Raw genomic sequence first — 17,397 nt, 5'->3', positions numbered from 1 at the left:
CGAACGCCCGGCGCGCTGCGCCGGGCCGGGGTCGCAACTCTCAGCCAGAGCGCAGCTCTCCAAAGCCGCATGCGGCACTGCCGCCTGGGCTTGGCGAACGCCCGGCGCGCTGCGCCGGGCCGGGGTCGCAACTCTCAGCCAGAGCGCAGCTCTCCGCAGCCGCATGCGGCACTGCCGCCTGGGCTTGGCGAACGCCCGGCGCGCTGCGCCGGGCCGGGGTCGCAACTCTCAGCCAGAGCGCAGCTCTCCGCAGCCGTATGCGGCATCGCCGCCTGGGCTTGGCGAACGCCCGGCGCGCTGCGCCGGGCCGGGCACGTCCGTCCCTGGGGCCACCCGGGTTCCGCCCGCCACCCTCCAGCGCCCGCACATCGGCGCATTCACCCCCGCCCGCCGATCCCGGCGCACACTCGGCGCAACGGGCGGCCCGCGCCGGCAAACCGAGACCGGCATCGCCACTCGCGCGGCGATCCGATCGCGGAACCGCGAACGCGGTGCCGCCCGTGCCACAATCGACAGAACCTATTTCCCGCCGGGCGGTCCAAGACCGACCTCTGAACCAAGGATTCGATGGATGAAGCGCATCATTTTCGCCGTGCTCGGCGCGATCAGCCTGTCCGCTTGCGCCCAGGCGCCGCAGGGCGCCGCCGCCAAGGCTGAGCCGGCCGCCAAGGCCGACGCGGCCGCGGCCGCCGCACCGACCGGCAAGGCGCCGGAGGTCAAGGCCGGCAGCGCCGATGCGCGCGCGGTCGAAGCGATCCGTCAGCTCAACCCCAACATCACCATCGACAAGGTCGGCGCCGCGCCGATGCCGGGCTTCCGCGAGGCCCTGGCCCAGGGCCAGGTGGTCTACATCAGCGACGACGGCCGCTACCTGTTCCTGCCCGGTTCGGGCGGCGCGCTGTTCGACACCCAGGCCAAGAAGAATCTCAGCGAGGACAGCCTGGCGGGCATGCGCAAGGACCTGCTGAAGACCATCCCGGCCAGCGAGCGCATCGTGTTCGCTCCGGCCAACCCCAAGCACACCGTCACCATCTTCACCGACGTCGAATGCGGCTACTGCCGCAAGCTGCACAGCGAGATCGCCGAGTACAACCGCCAGGGCATCGCGATCGAGTACCTGGCGTTCCCGCGCATGGGCATCGGCAGCGAGGACTACAAGAAGATGGTGTCGGTCTGGTGCGCGGCCGACCGCCGCAAGGCCCTGACCGACGCCAAGAGCGAGCAGAACGTCCCCAGCAAGGATTGCAAGAACAGCGTCACCCAGCAGTACAACATCGGCCAGCGCGCCGGCCTGACCGGCACCCCGATGATCCTCACCGCCGAGGGCATCCAGGTCGGCGGCTACGTGCCGCCGGCGCAGCTGCGCCAGACCCTGGACAAGATCGCCGCCGACAACAAGCCGGCCGCCGCCGGCGCCAAGCCCACTGCCGCGGTCGCGGCGCCGGCCGGCGGCCTCTAAGCCGGCCACCGCGCCGACACCGGCCCGGGCCCGCTGCCATCGCACGACGCCGCCTCCGGGCGGCGTCGTCGTTCGTGCGGCTGGGGCGTCCGGGGGGCAGGGCCGGCCGTTCGGCTTTCGGCCGTCCGGCGAGGGCAATCGGTCCGGCCGGGCCGGCCGAAGCGGCCGCCGCCGCCCGCCCGAGCCGGGGCGGCGTTTTGGTTACAATACCGGGCCCTGCGTTGCACGGTTCCCCGGACATGATCGTCCTCGAGGGCCCTTCGGCCCTGTCTTCGTTCCGCCGCGATCGGCTTCAAGCCCGCCTGCAAGTCATCCACCCCGATGTGCGTCTGCTCGATGCCTGGCCCGTGTACTGGGTCGAGCCCGAGGCCGGCGCCGCGCCCGACGATGCGACCCTGCGCCGCATCCTCCAGGCCGTCCCGGAAGCCGCCGCGCGCGCCGACGGCGCGGTTTCGCGCTACGTCACCCCGCGCCTGGGCACCCTGTCGCCGTGGGCGAGCAAGGCCACCGAGCTGCTGCGCGGCGCCGGGCAGCCGGTCAAGCGGGTCGAACGCGGCACCCGCTACGACCTGTCCGGCTGGCCGGCCGATGCGGCCACCCAGGGCGCGCTGGCCAAGGCCCTGCACGACCCGATGACCCAGTCGCTGCTGGACGCCCGCGACGATGCCGCGGCGCTGTTCGCGGTGCCGGCGCGCGGCGAGCTGGAGCGTATCCCGCTGGACCAGTTGGAAGCGGCCAACGCCCGCCTCGGCCTGGCCCTGGCCGACGACGAGATCGCCTACCTGCGCGAGCGCTACGCCGCGCTCGGCCGCGAACCGGCCGACGTCGAGCTGATGATGTTCGCCCAGGCCAACTCCGAGCATTGCCGGCACAAGATCTTCAACGCTTCCTGGACCGTCGACGGCCGCGACCAACCGCTGTCGCTGTTCAAGATGATCAAGCACACCCACGCGCAGACGCCGGAGAACACCCTCTCGGCGTACAGCGACAACGCCGCGGTGGTGGAAGGCTATGCCGCGCGCCGGTTCCGGCCGCAGCCGGGCAGCCAGGCCTACGCGGCCGAGGCGGAAATCCCCTCGGCGTTCTGCATCAAGGTCGAGACCCACAACCACCCGACCGCGATCGCGCCGTTCCCCGGCGCCAGCACCGGCAACGGCGGCGAGATCCGCGACGAGGGCGCGACCGGCCGCGGCGGCCGGCCCAAGGCCGGCCTGTGCGGTTTCAGCGTCTCGCACCTGCGCATCCCGACCCTGCCGCAGCCCTGGGAAAGCCCGCGCGCGCTCAATCCGCGCATGGCTCCGGCGCTGGAAATCATGCTCGACGGCCCGATCGGCGCGGCCGCGTTCAACAACGAATTCGGCCGCCCGAACCTGACCGGCTACTTCCGCAGCTTCGAGCTCGGCCAGGGCGAGATCGCCCGCGCCTACGACAAGCCGATCATGCTCGCCGGCGGCCTTGGCGCGATCGACCGGGTCCAGGTGGCCAAGCTCGGCCTCAAGCCGGGCCATGCGGTGATCGTGCTCGGCGGCCCGTCGATGCTGATCGGCCTGGGCGGCGGCGCGGCCAGCTCGGTCGCCTCCGGCGACAGCGCCGAGGAACTGGATTTCGCCAGCGTCCAGCGCGACAACCCGGAAATGGAGCGGCGCTGCCAGGAAGTGATCGACCGCTGCGTTGCGCTCGGCGAGGCCAATCCGATCGACAGCGCCCACGACGTCGGCGCCGGCGGCCTGTCCAACGCCATTCCCGAACTGCTGCACGACTCCGGCCTGGGCGGCGTGATCGACCTGGCCCGCGTGCCCAACGACGACCCTTCGCTGTCGCCGATGCAGTTGTGGTGCAACGAATCGCAGGAGCGCTACGTGCTCGGCCTGCCGGCCGACCGGGTCGCCGATTTCGCCGCGATCTGCGAGCGCGAGCGCTGCCCGTTCGCCGTAGTCGGCTACGCCACCGCCGAGGAACGCCTCGTCGTCGGCTACGGCGCCACGCTCGAAACGGTGTACGGCGACGAGTCCCGAGTCCCGAGTCCCGAGTCCCGCGACTGGCCGATCGACCTGCCGATGGACGTGCTGTTCGGCAAGCCGCCGAAGATGCACCGCGACACCCGCCACCCGGCTGCGGCGCCGTGGCCGGCGTTGAACTGGGACGGGCTGGACCTGCACCAGGCCGGCCTGCGCGTGCTCGCGCATCCGACCGTGGCGGCGAAGAGCTTCCTGATCACCATCGGCGACCGCACCGTCGGCGGCCTGGTCGCGCGCGACCAGATGATCGGGCCCTGGCAGCTGCCGCTGGCCGATTGCGCGATCACCCTCAGCGGCTTCGACGGCCACGTCGGCGAAGCGATGGCGATCGGCGAACGTACCCCGCTGGCCCTGCTCGACACGGCCGCGGCCGCGCGCATGGCGGTCGGCGAAGCGATCACCAACCTGTGCGCGGCGCCGGTGGAATCGTTGAACCGGATCAAGCTGTCGGCGAACTGGATGGCCGCGGCCTCGCATCCGGGCGAAGACGCGCTGCTGTTCGATGCGGTCAAGGCGGTCGGCCTGGAGCTGTGCCCGGAGCTCGAGTTGAGCATTCCGGTCGGCAAGGATTCGCTGTCGATGCAGGCGCAGTGGCTCGGGACTCGGGACTCGGGACTCGGGACTCGACAGGCGGATGAAGGACAAGAGGGAGCGGGGGCTGTTGCGAGTCCCGAATCCCAAGTCCCGGATCCCGCCGTGCACAAGTCGGTGTCACCGGTGTCGCTGATCGTCAGCGCATTCGCGCCGGTGGTCGACGTGCGCCAGCAACTGACCCCGCTGCTGTCGCGCGAGGCCGAGACCGAGCTGTGGCTGATCGGCCTGGGCGCCGGCAAGCAGCGCCTCGGCGGCTCGGTGCTGGCCCAGGTTCATCCGGAAGCCGGCGCGGCCGACGGCCTGCCGGCGTTCGCCGGCGTGCCGGGCGAGGGCGCGCGCTTCGACACCGGGGTGCCGGACCTCGACAGCCCGCAGCGCCTGCGCGACTTCTTCGAACTGATTCGCGACGCGCGCGAGGCCGGCCTGTTGCTGGCTTACCACGACCGCAGCGACGGCGGCGCGTTCGCGACCCTGGCGGAAATGGCGTTCTGCTCGCGCCTGGGCCTGGACATCAGCCTCGACGGCTGGGGCGAGGATCCGTTCCGCACCCTGTTCAACGAAGAACTGGGCGCGATCGTGCAGATCCACGACGAGGACCGCGCCGAGTTCGCCGATCTGGTCGCCCGCCACGGCCTGATCGACTGCGCCCAGCGCATCGCCAAGCCGACCACCGCCGCCTCGGTGCGGGTCAAGGAGGACGGCAAGGTCCTGGTCGAATGGCGCTGGGAAGACCTGTTCGACGCCTGGTGGTCGACCAGCCACGCGCTGCAGAAGCTGCGCGACAACCCCGACTGCGCCGACGAGGAGCGCGCGATCGCGCGCGACTTCAACGCGCCGGGGCTGAAGCCCAAGCTCGGCTTCGACCCCAACGAGGACATCGCCGCGCCCTTCGTCAACACTGGCGCGCGGCCCAAGGTCGCGATCCTGCGCGAGCAGGGCGTCAACGGCCAGATCGAAATGGCGGCGGCGTTCCACCAGGCCGGTTTCGAAGCCTATGACGTGCACATGAGCGACCTGATCGCCGGCCGCTTCCGGCTCGAAGACTTCAAGGGCTTCGCCGCCTGCGGCGGCTTCAGCTACGGCGACGTGCTCGGCGCGGGCCGCGGCTGGGCCACCAGCATCCTCGAGCGCAGCGCCCTGCGCGACGCCTTCGCCGCGTTCTTCGCCCGCGAAGACAGCTTCTCGCTGGGCGTCTGCAACGGCTGCCAGATGCTCGCCCAGCTCAAGCCGATCGTGCCGGGCGCCGAGCACTGGCCGGTGTTCCTGCGCAACCGCAGCGAGCAGTTCGAAGCGCGCCTGGGACTGCTGGAAGTGGTCGAATCGCCGTCGCTGTTCCTGCGCGGCATGGCCGGTTCGCGGATCCCGGTCGCGGTCGCCCACGGCGAAGGCCGCGCCGACTTCGCCAGCGGCCTGGACCAGGCCGCAGCCAACGTTTCGCTGCGCTACGTCGACGGCGACGGCCGCGTCGCGGATCGCTATCCGCTCAACCCCAACGGCTCGCCCGACGGCATCGCCGGCCTGACCAGCGCCGACGGCCGCGCCACCATCCTCATGCCGCACCCCGAGCGCACCCTGCGCAGCGCCAACTTCAGCTGGGCGCCGAAGGACTGGAGCGGCGACTCGCCGTGGCTGCGGATGTTCCGCAACGCGCGGGTGTGGGTGGGCTGAGCCGGCCCGAGCCAGCGTCTCGATGCCACACCTTCGACGGCCCGCACGCACCCGCGTGCGGGCCGTTTCGTTTGCGCAACATCGTTGTTCCTAGCACGGCTGGTTTTGCGACGATGGCGGGCAGGTCGGGCCCGCCGGCGACAAACTGTGATACGCGCTGCAAACCTAAATCCGAACGTACGCACGGATCCGAACGCCTGCGACGCTGCACGGTCAAGATCGGCGATGCTTCGATGAACGCGGCGGTTCGGCCGCTCCGGCGGGTTCGGCTCAGGGCTGGTAGAGACCACGAACGAAGCTGTTAAAGTCGGAGTTCACGCGCAGGAGGGTGACGTGAACGCAGTAGTGAACAGTGCCGGCGCGAGCGTCGGCGGGATCGGGGGCGGCACGGCCGAAGACGGTCAGGCGGCGGTCGATGCGCGCATCGTCGATGCGCTGCTGGCCAAGGGGCGGCTCAAGGAGCCCGACCTGGCGCGCGCGCGGCGGCTGCAGGAGGAGACCGGCGGCAGCCTGCTGGCCTTGCTGGCCCGGCTCGGCCTGGTGTCCGAGCGCGACCACGCCGAGACCGTGGCCGCGGTGCTCGGCCTGCCGCTGGTCAACGTCAAGGACGCGCCCGAACTGCCCCCGGAAGGGGTCAGCCTGACCCCCAAATTCATGAAGCAGTTCGCGGTCTGCCCGGTCGCCGAGAGCGAGTCGCGGGTCGATGTGCTGATGGCCGATCCGCAGGACGCCTACCAGGTCGACGCCCTGCGCTTGGCGACCGGGCGCGAGATCCGCCCCCTGGTCGGCCTGCGTTCGGAGGTCGGCGACCTGGTCGAGCGCTGGTACGGGCAGGGCCGCAGCGCGATGGGCGCGATCGTCGAGACCGCCGAGGGCGAGGGCGCCGGCGACCTGGACGACGTCGAGCATCTGCGCGACCTGGCCTCGGAAGCGCCGGTGATCCGGCTGGTAAACCTGGTGATCCAGCGCGCGGTCGAGCTGCGCGCCTCGGACATCCACATCGAGCCGTTCGAGAACCGGCTGAAGGTGCGCTACCGCATCGACGGCGTGCTGGCCGAAGGCGAGAGCCCGCCGGCCAACCTGACCGCGGCGGTGATCAGCCGCATCAAGATCATGGCCAAGCTCAACATCGCCGAGCGCCGCCTGCCGCAGGACGGCCGGATCATGCTGCGGGTGCAGGGCAAGGAGCTCGACCTGCGCGTCAGCACCGTGCCGACCGCGCACGGCGAGTCGGTGGTGATGCGACTGCTCGACCGCGAAACGGTGGTGTTCGACTTCTACAAGCTCGGCTTCACCGACGAGTTCCTGCCGCAGTTCCAGAAAGTGCTGGACCAGCCGCACGGGATCATGCTGGTCACCGGCCCGACCGGCTCGGGCAAGACCACCACCCTGTACACCGCGCTGAGCAAGCTCAACACCAGCGACGTCAAGATCATCACTGTCGAAGATCCGGTCGAATACCAGATCGAAGGCATCAACCAGATCCAGGCCAAGCCGCAGATCGGCCTGGACTTCGCCCATGCGCTGCGTTCGATCGTCCGCCAGGACCCGGACATCATCATGATCGGCGAAATGCGCGACCTGGAGACCTGCCGGATCGCGATCCAGTCGGCGCTCACCGGCCACCTCGTGCTGTCGACGCTGCACACCAACAACGCCGCCGGCGGCATCACCCGCCTGCTCGACATGGGGGTCGAGGACTACCTGCTGACCTCGACCATCAACGGCATCCTGGCCCAGCGCCTGGTACGCCGGCTGGAGCCGACCCATGCCGAGCGGTACCCGGCCTCGCCGGAGGAAATCGACAAGTTCGGCCTGCGCCGCTACCAGCCGCAGGGCGAGATCTACCTGTACCGCCCGCGCGGCTCCGCGCTGGCGCCGTCGGGCTACCTCGGCCGGACCACGATCATGGAATTCCTGGTCATGAACGACGAACTGCGCCGCGCGGTGATGCGCCACGCCGGCATGGGCGAAATCGAACAGATCGCCCGCCAGGCCGGCATGCGCACCATGTACGAGGACGGCATCGTCAAGGCGCTGGCCGGGCAGACCACGATCGAGGAAGTGTTGCGGGTGACCGAGGATGCGTAAGCGCTGGCGCGGCGGGACTTGGGACTCGGGACTCGGGACTCGCAAGGGCCCGATGTCTGTGTGTTCCGGCCTGTCGCCGCGATCCTGATTTCGAGTCCCGAGTCCCGAGTCCCGAGTCCCGCCGATGCCCCTCTACCACTACAAAGCCCTCAACGCGCGCGGCGAATTGCTCGACGGCCAGATGGAGGCCGCGAGCAATACCGAGGTGGTGCAGCGCCTGCAGGAGCAGGGGCATTTGCCGGTCGAGGCCAAGCTGGCGTCGGAGGCGGGCGCGGCTTCGTCGTGGAAGGGCCTGTTCAAGCCCAAGCCGTTCACCGGCGCGCGGCTGGTGCAGTTCACCCAGCAGTTGTCGACCCTGCTCGGCGCCGGCCAGCCGCTGGACCGCGCCCTGACCATCCTGCTCGACCTGCCCGAGGACGAGGCGGCCAAGAGCACGGTCGCCGACATCCGCGACGCGGTGCGCGGCGGCACTTCGCTGTCGGTGGCGCTGGAGCGCCAGCACGGCACGTTTTCGCGCCTGTACATCAACATGGTCCGGGCCGGCGAGGCCGGCGGCAACCTGCACGAAACCCTGGCCCGGCTCGACGACTACCTGGAACGCAGCCGCCAGCTGCAGGGGCGGGTGATCAACGCGTTGATCTATCCGGCGATCCTGCTGCTGATGGTCGGCGCCAGCCTGCTGTTCCTGCTCGGCTACGTGGTGCCGCAGTTCGGCGCGATGTACGAAAGCCTGGACGCCGAGCTGCCGGTGTTCACCCAGGTGGTGCTGGCGCTGGGCCTGTTCGTGCGCGACTGGTGGATCGTGCTGATCGTCGCCCCGGCGCTGGCCTTGTGGTGGTTCGACCGCAAGCGCCGCGACCCGGCCTTCCGCGAGGCGCTCGACGCCTGGCTGCTGCAGCGCAAGTTCGTCGGCCCGCTGATCGGCAAGATCGAGACCGCGCGCCTGGCGCGCACCCTCGGCACCCTGGTGCGCAACGGCGTGCCGCTGATGACCGCGATCGGCATCGGCCGCAACGTGCTCGACAACCGGGTGCTGGCCGCCGACGTCGATGCGGCCGGCGAAGAGGTCAAGAACGGCGTCGCGCTGTCGACCGCGCTCGGCAAGGGCAAGCGCTTCCCGCGCCTGGCGGTGCAGATGATCCAGGTCGGCGAGGAATCCGGCGCGCTGGATGCGATGCTGATCAAGACCGCCGAGACCTTCGAGCAGGACACCGGCATGGCCCTGGACCGGATGCTGGCGGCGCTGGTGCCGGTGGTGACCGTGCTGCTGGCCGGCATCGTCGCCACCGTGGTCATGGCGGTGCTGCTGCCGCTGTACGACCTGACCAACGCGATCGGATGAGCATGGAGCGCCTGCCGCCGCCGCCATTCGCCGCCGCCTGGTTGAACGCCGGCTGTACCGGAGCCGGCGCCGGCCGAACTTTGCAAATCCACGCGGAACACACTCCTGGGCGAGCCGCTGCGCGCGCTCGACCCCGCGGCCGCCGCTGGCGCGTTTGAACCCCTGGCCGGCTCCGCGTCTTATTCAGCTACCACCACCTACGGATGACGATCGAAATGCGCAATCCCCGTTCGATGACCCGCTCCCCGTCCCCGGCCCGCCAGCGCGGCATGAGCCTGATCGAGATCATCATCGTGATCGTGCTGATCGGCGCGGTGCTCGCCTTCGTCGGCAACCGCGTGCTCGGCGGCAAGGACCGCGGCGACTACAACCTGGCCAAGGGCCAGATCCAGACCCTGGCCGGCAAGGTCGACTCGTTCCAGATGGACACCGGCCGCCTGCCGGGCTCGCTGGAGGAACTGGTCAAGCAGCCGGCCGACGCCAACGGCTGGCTCGGTCCCTACGCCAAGGACGCCGAGCTGAAGGACCCGTGGGGCCACCCGATCGAGTACCGCCAGCCGGGCGAGAGCGGTCCCTACGACCTGGTCAGCTACGGCAAGGACGGCAAGGCCGGCGGCAGCAGCGTCGACGCCGACATCAAGAACAACTGAGCCCACCGCCGATGACGCGCCTGCGGCATAGCCCTTCCTGCGCCGGAGGGCGCGGAAACGGGGCCGCAGCGCGGAGCGCGGCGCTCGCTCAGCGCCGCTCGCCGCGCTCGGCCTCGCCGCGGCGCGCGCGCGGCATGTCCCTGCTGGAAATGCTGCTGGTGATCGCGCTGATCGCGGCGATCGGGGTGCTGACCGTGGCCGCGCTTACCGGCGGCGTGGCCGGCATGCAGCTGCGCAGCGCGGCCAAGGAAGTGGCCGCCCAGTTGCGCTTCACCCGCAGCCAGGCGATCGCCACCGGGCGGCCGCAGAAATTCACCCTGGACCCGTCCGCGCACACCTGGAGCGCGCCGAACGGGCGCAGCGGCGAGATCCCGCAGAAGGTGCGGATCGCTTTCACCGGCGCGCGCGAAGTGCAGCCGCGCCGCGGCGAAGGCGCGATCGTGTTTTTCGCCGACGGCGCCTCCACCGGCGGCCGGGTGCGCTTGTCGATCGAGCAGGCGGCGTGGAACGTCGACGTCGCCTGGCTGACCGGCGAGGTCAAGCTCAAGCGCAGCGAGGCGCCGCGATGAGCCGGCGGATGCGCGTCGCGGCGTCGCGGCCCGCGCGATCGCGCGGCTATACCTTGCTCGAAGTGATCGTCGCCTTCGCTCTGCTCGCCATGGCCCTGACCCTGTTGCTCGGCACCCTGTCCGGCGCCGCCCGCCAAGTGCGCTGGTCCAGCGATGCCGGGCGTGCGGCGATGTACGCGCAATCGCTGATCGACCAGGTCGGCGTCGGCCAGGCGCTCAAGCCCGGCCAGCGCAGCGGCGATTTCGAACAGGGGCGTTATCGCTGGACGCTGGGGATCCAGCCGTGGCGCGATCCGGCGCCGGCCTCGACCCAGCCGATCGATCCCAATGCGCTGCGCTTGATGGAAGTGCAGTTGGCGGTGGAGTGGGGCGACGGCGGCCCGGGGCGGCGCTTGTTGCTGCGCAGCCTGCGCAGCGCGCCGGCTTCGAACGAGATTTCGCCATGAGCGGCGTCGCCATGGACGGCCTCGTCGTGAGCCGGTCGCGCCGGCGGGCGGGCACGGCCGCGCAGCGCGCGCGCGGCTTCACCCTGATCGAAGTGCTGCTGGCGATGGTGCTGCTGGTGGCCGGCCTGACCCTGGCCTTCGCCACCCTGTCGGCGGCGACCAAGACCGCCTCGCGCGGCGAAACCCTGGCCCAGCGCAGCGAACGCGAGCGCGCGGTGGCCGGGTTCCTGCGCAAGCGCATCGCCGCGACCCGGCCGATCCCGTTCGCCTTCGATCAGGCCACCGCGGTGCCGCAGCGCTTCGTCGGCGAGCCCGACCGGCTGCGTTTCGTCGCCGACCTGCCCGACTACCTCGGCCAGGGCGGTCCGTATCTGCACGATTTCGCGATCGAGAACGACGGCGACCAGGCGCGCATGCTGCTGTCGCTGTCGATGGTGCTGGCCGGCGAAACCATCAAGGACCCGCAGCCGCGTCCGCCGGAGCTGCTGATCGACGGACTGAAGTCGGCGCGCTTCCGCTACCGCTCGATCGACCCGCAACGCGGCGAACTGGGCGAATGGCAGGAACGCTGGGCCACGCCGGAACAGTTGCCCTTGTTCGTCGAGGTAAACCTGGTCGATCGCGACGGCCGCGCCTGGCCGCCGCTGATCGTGTCCTTGCCGCTGGCCAGCGCCAGCGGCGGCTTCGTGCCGGAGTTGTGATGAGCGCGCTTCGAGCCACCAGGACGGCAGCCGGCGGAATCGCGCGAGGTTCGCGCGGCGCTGCGCTGCTGCTGGTGCTGTGGCTGATCGCGCTGCTGACCGCGCTGATCGGCGCCTTCGCCCTGACCGCGCGCACCGAGAACCTGCAGGGGCGGGTGATGGTGCGCGGCCTGGTGGCGCAGAACGCGGCCCGGGCCGGACTGGAATACGCCATGACCCGGGTGGCGATGAACGACCCCAGGCTGCAGTGGCAGCCCGACGGACGCCCGCATCGTTGGCGCTTCGGCGACGCGCAGCTGGAGATCGGCATCGTCGACGAGAACGGCAAGGTCGACCTCAACCAGGGCGATGCCACCGTGCTGGCCGGATTGATGCAGAGCGCCGGCGGGCTGGAGCAGGCCGAGGCCGCGCGCCTGGCCGCGGCGATCATGGACTGGCGCGATGCCGACACCCTGACCCAGCCGGCCGGCGGCGCCGAAGACGCGGACTACGCGTCGGCCGGCCGTCCTTACGGCGCCAAGGATGCGGAGTTCGAAAGCGTGGCCGAACTCGAGCAGGTACTGGGCTTCACGCCCGCGCTGTACGAGAAGATCGAGCCTCATGTCACGGTTTACAGCGGCCGCACCCGGCCCGAACCTGCGTTCGCGTCCGCAGAAGTGCTCGATGCTATCGGCATGAACGGTGCGCAGATCGTCGAGCAACGGCGCAGAACGCAGCCCGGATCACAATTGCCGGGCGGTGCCGGCGGCGGAGATCTTCCCGGTCTCGTCGGCGAACGCAGCGGCACCTATAGTATCGACAGCCGCGCCCGGCTAGCGGATGGCCGCGAGGCGGTGTTGCGAGCGGTGGTGCGGGCAGGGGGCGGTTCCATGCCTGGGATGGCCTACACGGCGCTGCGTTGGGAGGAGGGAGCTTCGTCACGATGAATGCGCAGGTTGCCGAGGGCCGGTCGGGCAACGACCGGTTGCGACGTCTCAGCGCCCGGCTCGCGCCGGGAGCGGGCGGCTTTTTTTCCTGGTGGGGGCGCACGCTGGCCTCGTGGCTGCCGCTGCGGACCCGCCAGGCGCTCGGCGTCGATCGCGGCCGCTTGCTGCTGCAGGTCGACGGCGACAGTGTGCATTTGCGCCTGCAACAGGCCGGCGAGGTGCGCGACCTGGCGGTGCTGCCGAGCCTGGCCGACCTGAGCGCGGCCACGGCCTCCGATCCGCTGGCGCCGCTGCTGCCGCCACGGGTGGCCGAACTGCCGCGCTGGCTGTTGTTGCCGCCGGCCGCCAGCCTGCGCCGACGCTTGAACCTGCCGGCTGCCGCGGCCGAACGCCTGCGCGACGTGGTCGGTTTCGAAATCGACCGGCAAACCCCGTTCACTGCCGACGCGGTCGCCTACGACGCGCGCGTGCTGGCGCGGCGCGACGCCGACGGCCAGCTCGATGCGGAACTGGTCGCGGTGCCGCGCCAGGCCCTGGACCCGCAGCTGGCGGCGATCGGCCCGCTGGCCTCGACCCTGTCGGGGATCGAGGTCGCCGGCGCCGACGGCGCGCCGCTCGGGGTCAACCTGCTGCCGCCGGCGCAGCGCAGCACCCGCAGCGATCCGTTCCGCTACTGGAATCTGGCCCTGGCCGCGGTCGCCGTGCTGGCCCTGGCCGCGACCCTGTGGCAGGTGCTGGAGAACCGCCGCGAGGCGATCGCCGACCTCAAGCAGACCATTTCGCGCAACGCCGCCGGCGCGCGCCAGGCGGCGATCCAACGCCAGCAACTGGTCGACCTGATCGAGGGCCAGGCCTTCCTCGACCGCACCCGCAAGGCGCGGCCGAGCACGGTCGAGGTGATCGACGAACTCAGCCGCCGCCTGCCCGACGGTACTTATCTGGAAAAGCTGGCGATCGAAGACGAGAGCCTGCTGATGATCGGCCTCAGCGGCGAGGCTTCGTCGCTGATCGGCAAACTGCAGGGCACGCCGCTGTGGCGCTCGCCGGCGCTGACCGGCGCGGTGCAGCCGGACCCGGCCACCAACCGCGACCGCTTCACCCTGACCGCCGAGATCGGCCCGCCCAAACAGAATCCGGAGGCCGCGCGTGGCCCGTAACTGGCGATCCCTCGGTGCGGACCGCGAACGCTGGCTAGCCCTGGGCCTGCTGCTGGCGACGCTCGCGCTCGCCTATGCGGTGCTGATCCACCCCTGGTGGACGGTGCCGATGATGGAGGCCGGCGACGAGCTGGCCGACCTGCAGCAGCGCGAGCTGCGCCAGCGCATGGAGCTGCGGCAGGCGCCGCAGATCCGCAACCGCCTGGACGAGGTGCGCAAGCGCCAGGCCGATCGCCCCGGCTTCCTGCCCGACGACACTGCCGAACTGGCCACCGCCAACTTGGTCAAGCGCCTGGAAACCGTGGTGCTTGAAGCCAGCCCGGGCAACCGCAGCTGCGGCATCGTCAACCGTTCGCCGCTGGCCGAGCCGCGCCGCGACCGCTATGCGCGGGTGGTGGTGCAGGTGCGCCTGCGCTGCGGCGCGCCGGAGACCGCGGCGGTGCTGCACTCGCTGGAAAGCGGTTCGCCGCGCCTGTTCGTCGGCAACCTCAACCTGCTGTCCACCCGCGGCTACTTCGTGCCCGGCACCGCCGGCCCGGCCAACGACGGCGGCCTGGACGTGAGCTTCGACCTGTACGGCTACCTGCGTCCGAACCCGGGCGCCGCGGCCGACGCCGCCACCACCAGCACTGCCGCGGGGGACGCCGATGCGCTTTGACGACGCCAGCCCGCGCACCTGGCTGCTGGCCACCGTGGCCGGCTGGGCGTTGCTGTCCTGGGTGCTGGCCTTGGCCGGCATGGGCCGCAGCGTCGCCGAGCTGGACGAAGACCCGACCCTGATCAAGCCGTTGCCGCAACTGGGCAAGAGCGCACCCGACAGCCTCGGCCCGCTGGCCAAGTACAGCGAGATCGCGGCGCGGCCGCTGTTCGTCGACGACCGCCGGCCGAAGCCGTTCTTCATGCAGGGCAAGGGCGAGGGCGAGAACCAGGCCGCGGCGTTCGATTACCTGCTGACCAGCGTGCTGATCACCCCGCAGCTGTCGATGGCCTTCCTGCAGCCGGCCGACGGCAGCGAGTCGGTGCGGGTCAAGCTGGGCGAAGTGCCCGAATCGCATCCGGCCTGGCGCCTGACCTCGCTGGAGCCGCGGCGGGCGGTGTTCGAAGGCCCCGAAGGCCGGCGCGAGCTGGACCTGCGGGTGTTCAACGGCCAGGGCGGCGAACCGCCGACCCAGGTCGCCGGCCCCGCGCCGGGCAGCGTGCCGGGCGCGGCGCCGCAGCCGGGACGGCCGATGCCGCCGCCGCAACCGCCGCAACCGGTACCGCAACCCCAACCGCAGCCCCAGCCGCCCAATCGCAGCGTGTCGCAGGTGCCGCCGCCGCAGCCGGTCAAGCCGGCCGAGGCGACGCAGACCGACGGCAACAATTCCGCGCCGCTGACCGAGCAAGCGCAGATGGAAGCGATCCGCAAGCGGATCGAGGCGCGACGCGCGCAACTGCGGCAGCAGCAAGCCGCTCAACCCCCGGCCAATACGCCGTAGAGTGAACGCATGAAGCCACGTCCCCAGAAATACGCAAGCCAAGCACTGGTCGCGGCGATCATCGCCACGCAACTGGCCTCGTGCGCCAGCGTGGTCTCGCCGCGCGTGCATCGCGACGGCGATCCGGCCGCGCTGCGCGGCAACCAGGCCGGCGAGCCCGCCGACAGCGGCGTGCGCGTCACCCGCGACGGCGTGGTCCAGCAACCGCTGGACGGCCAGGCCAGCGAAGAGGGGCCGCAGGCGCAGATCCGCCGCGGCACCGGCCAAGTCATCAACCGGCGCGCCGCGGCCTCGCCGCCGCCGGGGCTGGGCGCGACCAGCGGCAGCGCCACTTTCAATTTCGAAGGCGAGTCGGTGCACGCAGTGGCCAAGGCCATTCTCGGCGACATGCTCGGGCAGAACTACGTCATCGCCCCGGGCGTGCAGGGCACCGTGACCCTGGCCACGCCCAAGCCGGTCAGCGCCTCGGAAGCGCTGAACCTGCTGGAGATGGTGCTGAGCTGGAACAACGCGCGCCTGGTCTACACCGGCGGCCGCTACAACATCGTCCCGTCCGACCAGGCCCTGGCCGGCAACGTCGCCCCTAGCACCGCCTCGCCGGCGTCGGCGCGCGGCTTCGAAGTGCGCACCGTGCCGCTGAAGTTCATCTCCGCCACCGAGATGGAGAAGATCCTCAAGCCGTACGCGCGCCCCAACGCGATCGTCAACGTCGACAACTCGCGCAACGTGATCACCGTCGGCGGCACCCGCGCCGAGCTGGAGAACTACCTGCGCACGGTCGAGGTGTTCGACGTCGACTGGCTGTCGGGCATGTCGGTGGGCGTGTTCCCGCTGCAGTCGGGCAAGGCGACCAAGGTGGTGGCCGACCTGGAGAAGGTGTTCGGCGAACAGAGCAAGTCGCCGGTTTCGGGCATGTTCCGCTTCATGCCGCTGGAAGGCGCCAACGCGGTGATGGTGATCACCCCGCAGGCCGACTACCTGGACGACATCAAGGACTGGCTGGACCGGATCGACAGCGCCGGCGACAACGTCCAGCTGTACACCCGCGAACTCAAGTACATCAAGGCCAAGGACCTGGCCGACCGGCTGGCCGAGGTCTACGGCGCCGGCCGCAGCGGCGGTGGCGGCAACGGCGACGGCGCGCCCTCGCTGATGCCGGGCCTGGAGTCGGTCGAGCTGCGCGACGGCGACGGCGGCTCCACCGCCGACATCGGCAAGGGCTCCAGCGACGGCGGTTCCAGCGGCGGCAGCAGCGGCGGCCTCGGCAGCGGCATGTCGCTGGGCTCGCGCCAGACCGGCAACGGCGCGGTCACCCTGGAGGTCGACGGCGCCAAGGTCGGCGTGGCCGCGGTCGAGGAAACCAATTCGATCCTGGTGCGCAGCAGTCCGCAGGCGTGGAAGTCGATCCGCGACGTGATCGAGAAGCTCGACGTCATGCCGATGCAGGTCCACATCGAGGCCCAGGTCGCCGAGGTCGAGCTCAACAACGGCCTGGAATACGGCGTGCAGTGGTTCCTGGAGCGCGCCACCATCGACAACGGTTTCGGCGACCTCAACCGCCGCACCAATCCGCTGGTGCCGCCGAAGTGGAGCACGATCGCCGGCAGCATCGGCGGCAAGAGCGGCGACGGCCTGGCCTGGTCGCTGATCAAGAACAACGCCGCCGCCGTGCTGTCCGCGCTCGACTCGGTCACCGACGTGCACATCCTGCAGACCCCGTCGGTGTTCGTGCGCAACAACGCCGAGGCCACCCTCAACGTCGGCACGCGCATCCCGATCGAGTCGGTGTCGGTCAACGCCGGGGTCGGCAACAACAACACTTACAGCCAGGTCCAGTACCTGGACACCGGCGTGATCCTCAAGGTGCGGCCGCGGGTCAGCCGCGACGGCATGGTGTTCCTGGACATCGTCCAGGAGGTCAGCTCGGCCGGCAAACCGCTCAGCACCAACAGCGCCAACGTCACCATCAACACCAAGAAGCTCAAGACCGAGGCCGCGGTGCAGAGCGGCGAGACGGTGCTGCTGGCCGGGCTGATCGCCGACCAGACCGATCGCGGCTCGCGCGGACTGCCCGGCTTGAGCCGGATCCCGGTGGTCGGCGGCCTGTTCGGCAGGCAGAACACCTCCACCACCCGGCGCGAAACCATCATCCTGTTGACCCCGACCCTGGTCCGCAATCCGATGGAGTCGCGCGACCTGACCGACGAATACAGCCGCCGCTTCCGCGCCATGGAGCCGTTGCAGCCGAAGAAGAAGTAAGCGGGGCGGTCCGGCGGCGGCCTTGCGGCCGCCCCGGCT

13 protein-coding genes are annotated in these 17,397 nt (G+C 70.8%); all 13 read left to right on the top strand.

Translation table 11 applies throughout. The annotated features are described in order from the left end of the window. Nucleotides 1–571 precede the first annotated feature (571 nt). The 13 genes from AC3A57_RS18025 to gspD all read left to right on the top strand — a co-directional run bounded on the left by AC3A57_RS18025 (nucleotide 572) and on the right by gspD (nucleotide 17,358). Nucleotides 572–1,459, top strand: a complete 888-nt coding sequence (locus tag AC3A57_RS18025; protein WP_487580179.1) for a DsbC family protein — start codon at nucleotides 572–574, stop codon at nucleotides 1,457–1,459. A 239-nt stretch (nucleotides 1,460–1,698) separates the two neighbouring features. After that, a complete protein-coding gene (gene purL, locus AC3A57_RS18020) occupies nucleotides 1,699–5,739 on the top strand; it encodes a phosphoribosylformylglycinamidine synthase (protein ID WP_487580178.1) in 4,041 nt (1,346 codons plus the stop codon). Nucleotides 5,740–6,114: 375 nt separating this feature from the next. Next, nucleotides 6,115–7,830, top strand: a complete 1,716-nt coding sequence (gene gspE, locus AC3A57_RS18015) for a type II secretion system ATPase GspE (protein WP_221673494.1) — start codon at nucleotides 6,115–6,117, stop codon at nucleotides 7,828–7,830. 124 nt (nucleotides 7,831–7,954) lie between these two features. Beyond that, complete coding sequence (gene xpsF, locus AC3A57_RS18010; RefSeq protein ID WP_487580177.1) at nucleotides 7,955–9,172, top strand: type II secretion system protein XpsF; 1,218 nt, start codon at nucleotides 7,955–7,957, stop codon at nucleotides 9,170–9,172. Nucleotides 9,173–9,387: 215 nt separating this feature from the next. After that, nucleotides 9,388–9,822, top strand: coding sequence for a type II secretion system major pseudopilin GspG (gene gspG, locus AC3A57_RS18005; RefSeq protein ID WP_064748875.1), 435 nt, complete (start codon nucleotides 9,388–9,390; stop codon nucleotides 9,820–9,822). Nucleotides 9,823–9,956: 134 nt separating this feature from the next. Beyond that, nucleotides 9,957–10,391 (top strand): type II secretion system protein XpsH, encoded by a 435-nt coding sequence (gene xpsH, locus AC3A57_RS18000; protein ID WP_487580176.1) that lies wholly within the window; start codon nucleotides 9,957–9,959, stop codon nucleotides 10,389–10,391. An 8-nt stretch (nucleotides 10,392–10,399) separates the two neighbouring features. After that, complete coding sequence (gene xpsI / locus AC3A57_RS17995; protein ID WP_487580175.1) at nucleotides 10,400–10,837, top strand: type II secretion system protein XpsI; 438 nt, start codon at nucleotides 10,400–10,402, stop codon at nucleotides 10,835–10,837. A gap of 11 nt (nucleotides 10,838–10,848) precedes the next feature. Beyond that, a complete protein-coding gene (locus AC3A57_RS17990; protein WP_487580305.1) occupies nucleotides 10,849–11,538 on the top strand; it encodes a type II secretion system protein GspJ in 690 nt (229 codons plus the stop codon). Then, nucleotides 11,538–12,464: a type II secretion system minor pseudopilin gene (locus AC3A57_RS17985; RefSeq protein WP_487580174.1), complete on the top strand. Its 927-nt coding sequence runs from the start codon at nucleotides 11,538–11,540 to the stop codon at nucleotides 12,462–12,464. The genes AC3A57_RS17990 and AC3A57_RS17985 overlap by 1 nt, the downstream gene beginning before the upstream one ends. Next, the gene (locus AC3A57_RS17980) at nucleotides 12,461–13,621 is read left to right on the top strand and encodes a PilN domain-containing protein (protein ID WP_221669815.1); all 1,161 of its coding nucleotides are present in this window, start codon (nucleotides 12,461–12,463) and stop codon (nucleotides 13,619–13,621) included. Before AC3A57_RS17985 ends, AC3A57_RS17980 begins: the two co-directional genes overlap by 4 nt. Then, on the top strand, nucleotides 13,611–14,279 hold the full coding sequence (gspM, locus tag AC3A57_RS17975) for a type II secretion system protein GspM (RefSeq protein WP_487580173.1): 669 nt from the start codon (nucleotides 13,611–13,613) through the stop codon (nucleotides 14,277–14,279). The genes AC3A57_RS17980 and gspM overlap by 11 nt, the downstream gene beginning before the upstream one ends. Continuing rightward, nucleotides 14,269–15,099: a general secretion pathway protein GspN gene (locus AC3A57_RS17970; protein ID WP_221669814.1), complete on the top strand. Its 831-nt coding sequence runs from the start codon at nucleotides 14,269–14,271 to the stop codon at nucleotides 15,097–15,099. Before gspM ends, AC3A57_RS17970 begins: the two co-directional genes overlap by 11 nt. A gap of 9 nt (nucleotides 15,100–15,108) precedes the next feature. Further along, on the top strand, nucleotides 15,109–17,358 hold the full coding sequence (gene gspD / locus AC3A57_RS17965; RefSeq protein ID WP_487580172.1) for a type II secretion system secretin GspD: 2,250 nt from the start codon (nucleotides 15,109–15,111) through the stop codon (nucleotides 17,356–17,358). The last annotated feature ends 39 nt before the right edge of the window (nucleotides 17,359–17,397 follow it).

Source organism: Lysobacter sp. Soil_C_15, assembly GCF_057657315.1.
This window is presented reverse-complemented; position numbering and strand designations above follow the sequence as displayed.

What these genes read in the sequence shown, in the direction of transcription:
- AC3A57_RS18025 (WP_487580179.1), top strand. Translation starts at nt 572, where the DNA reads ATGAAGCGCATCATTTTCGCCGTGCTCGGCGCGATCAGCCTGTCCGCT.
- purL (WP_487580178.1), top strand. Translation starts at nt 1,699, where the DNA reads ATGATCGTCCTCGAGGGCCCTTCGGCCCTGTCTTCGTTCCGCCGCGAT.
- xpsF (WP_487580177.1), top strand. Translation starts at nt 7,955, where the DNA reads ATGCCCCTCTACCACTACAAAGCCCTCAACGCGCGCGGCGAATTGCTC.
- gspG (WP_064748875.1), top strand. Translation starts at nt 9,388, where the DNA reads ATGCGCAATCCCCGTTCGATGACCCGCTCCCCGTCCCCGGCCCGCCAG.
- xpsH (WP_487580176.1), top strand. Translation starts at nt 9,957, where the DNA reads ATGTCCCTGCTGGAAATGCTGCTGGTGATCGCGCTGATCGCGGCGATC.
- xpsI (WP_487580175.1), top strand. Translation starts at nt 10,400, where the DNA reads ATGCGCGTCGCGGCGTCGCGGCCCGCGCGATCGCGCGGCTATACCTTG.
- AC3A57_RS17990 (WP_487580305.1), top strand. Translation starts at nt 10,849, where the DNA reads ATGGACGGCCTCGTCGTGAGCCGGTCGCGCCGGCGGGCGGGCACGGCC.
- AC3A57_RS17985 (WP_487580174.1), top strand. Translation starts at nt 11,538, where the DNA reads ATGAGCGCGCTTCGAGCCACCAGGACGGCAGCCGGCGGAATCGCGCGA.
- AC3A57_RS17980 (WP_221669815.1), top strand. Translation starts at nt 12,461, where the DNA reads ATGAATGCGCAGGTTGCCGAGGGCCGGTCGGGCAACGACCGGTTGCGA.
- AC3A57_RS17970 (WP_221669814.1), top strand. Translation starts at nt 14,269, where the DNA reads ATGCGCTTTGACGACGCCAGCCCGCGCACCTGGCTGCTGGCCACCGTG.
- gspD (WP_487580172.1), top strand. Translation starts at nt 15,109, where the DNA reads ATGAAGCCACGTCCCCAGAAATACGCAAGCCAAGCACTGGTCGCGGCG.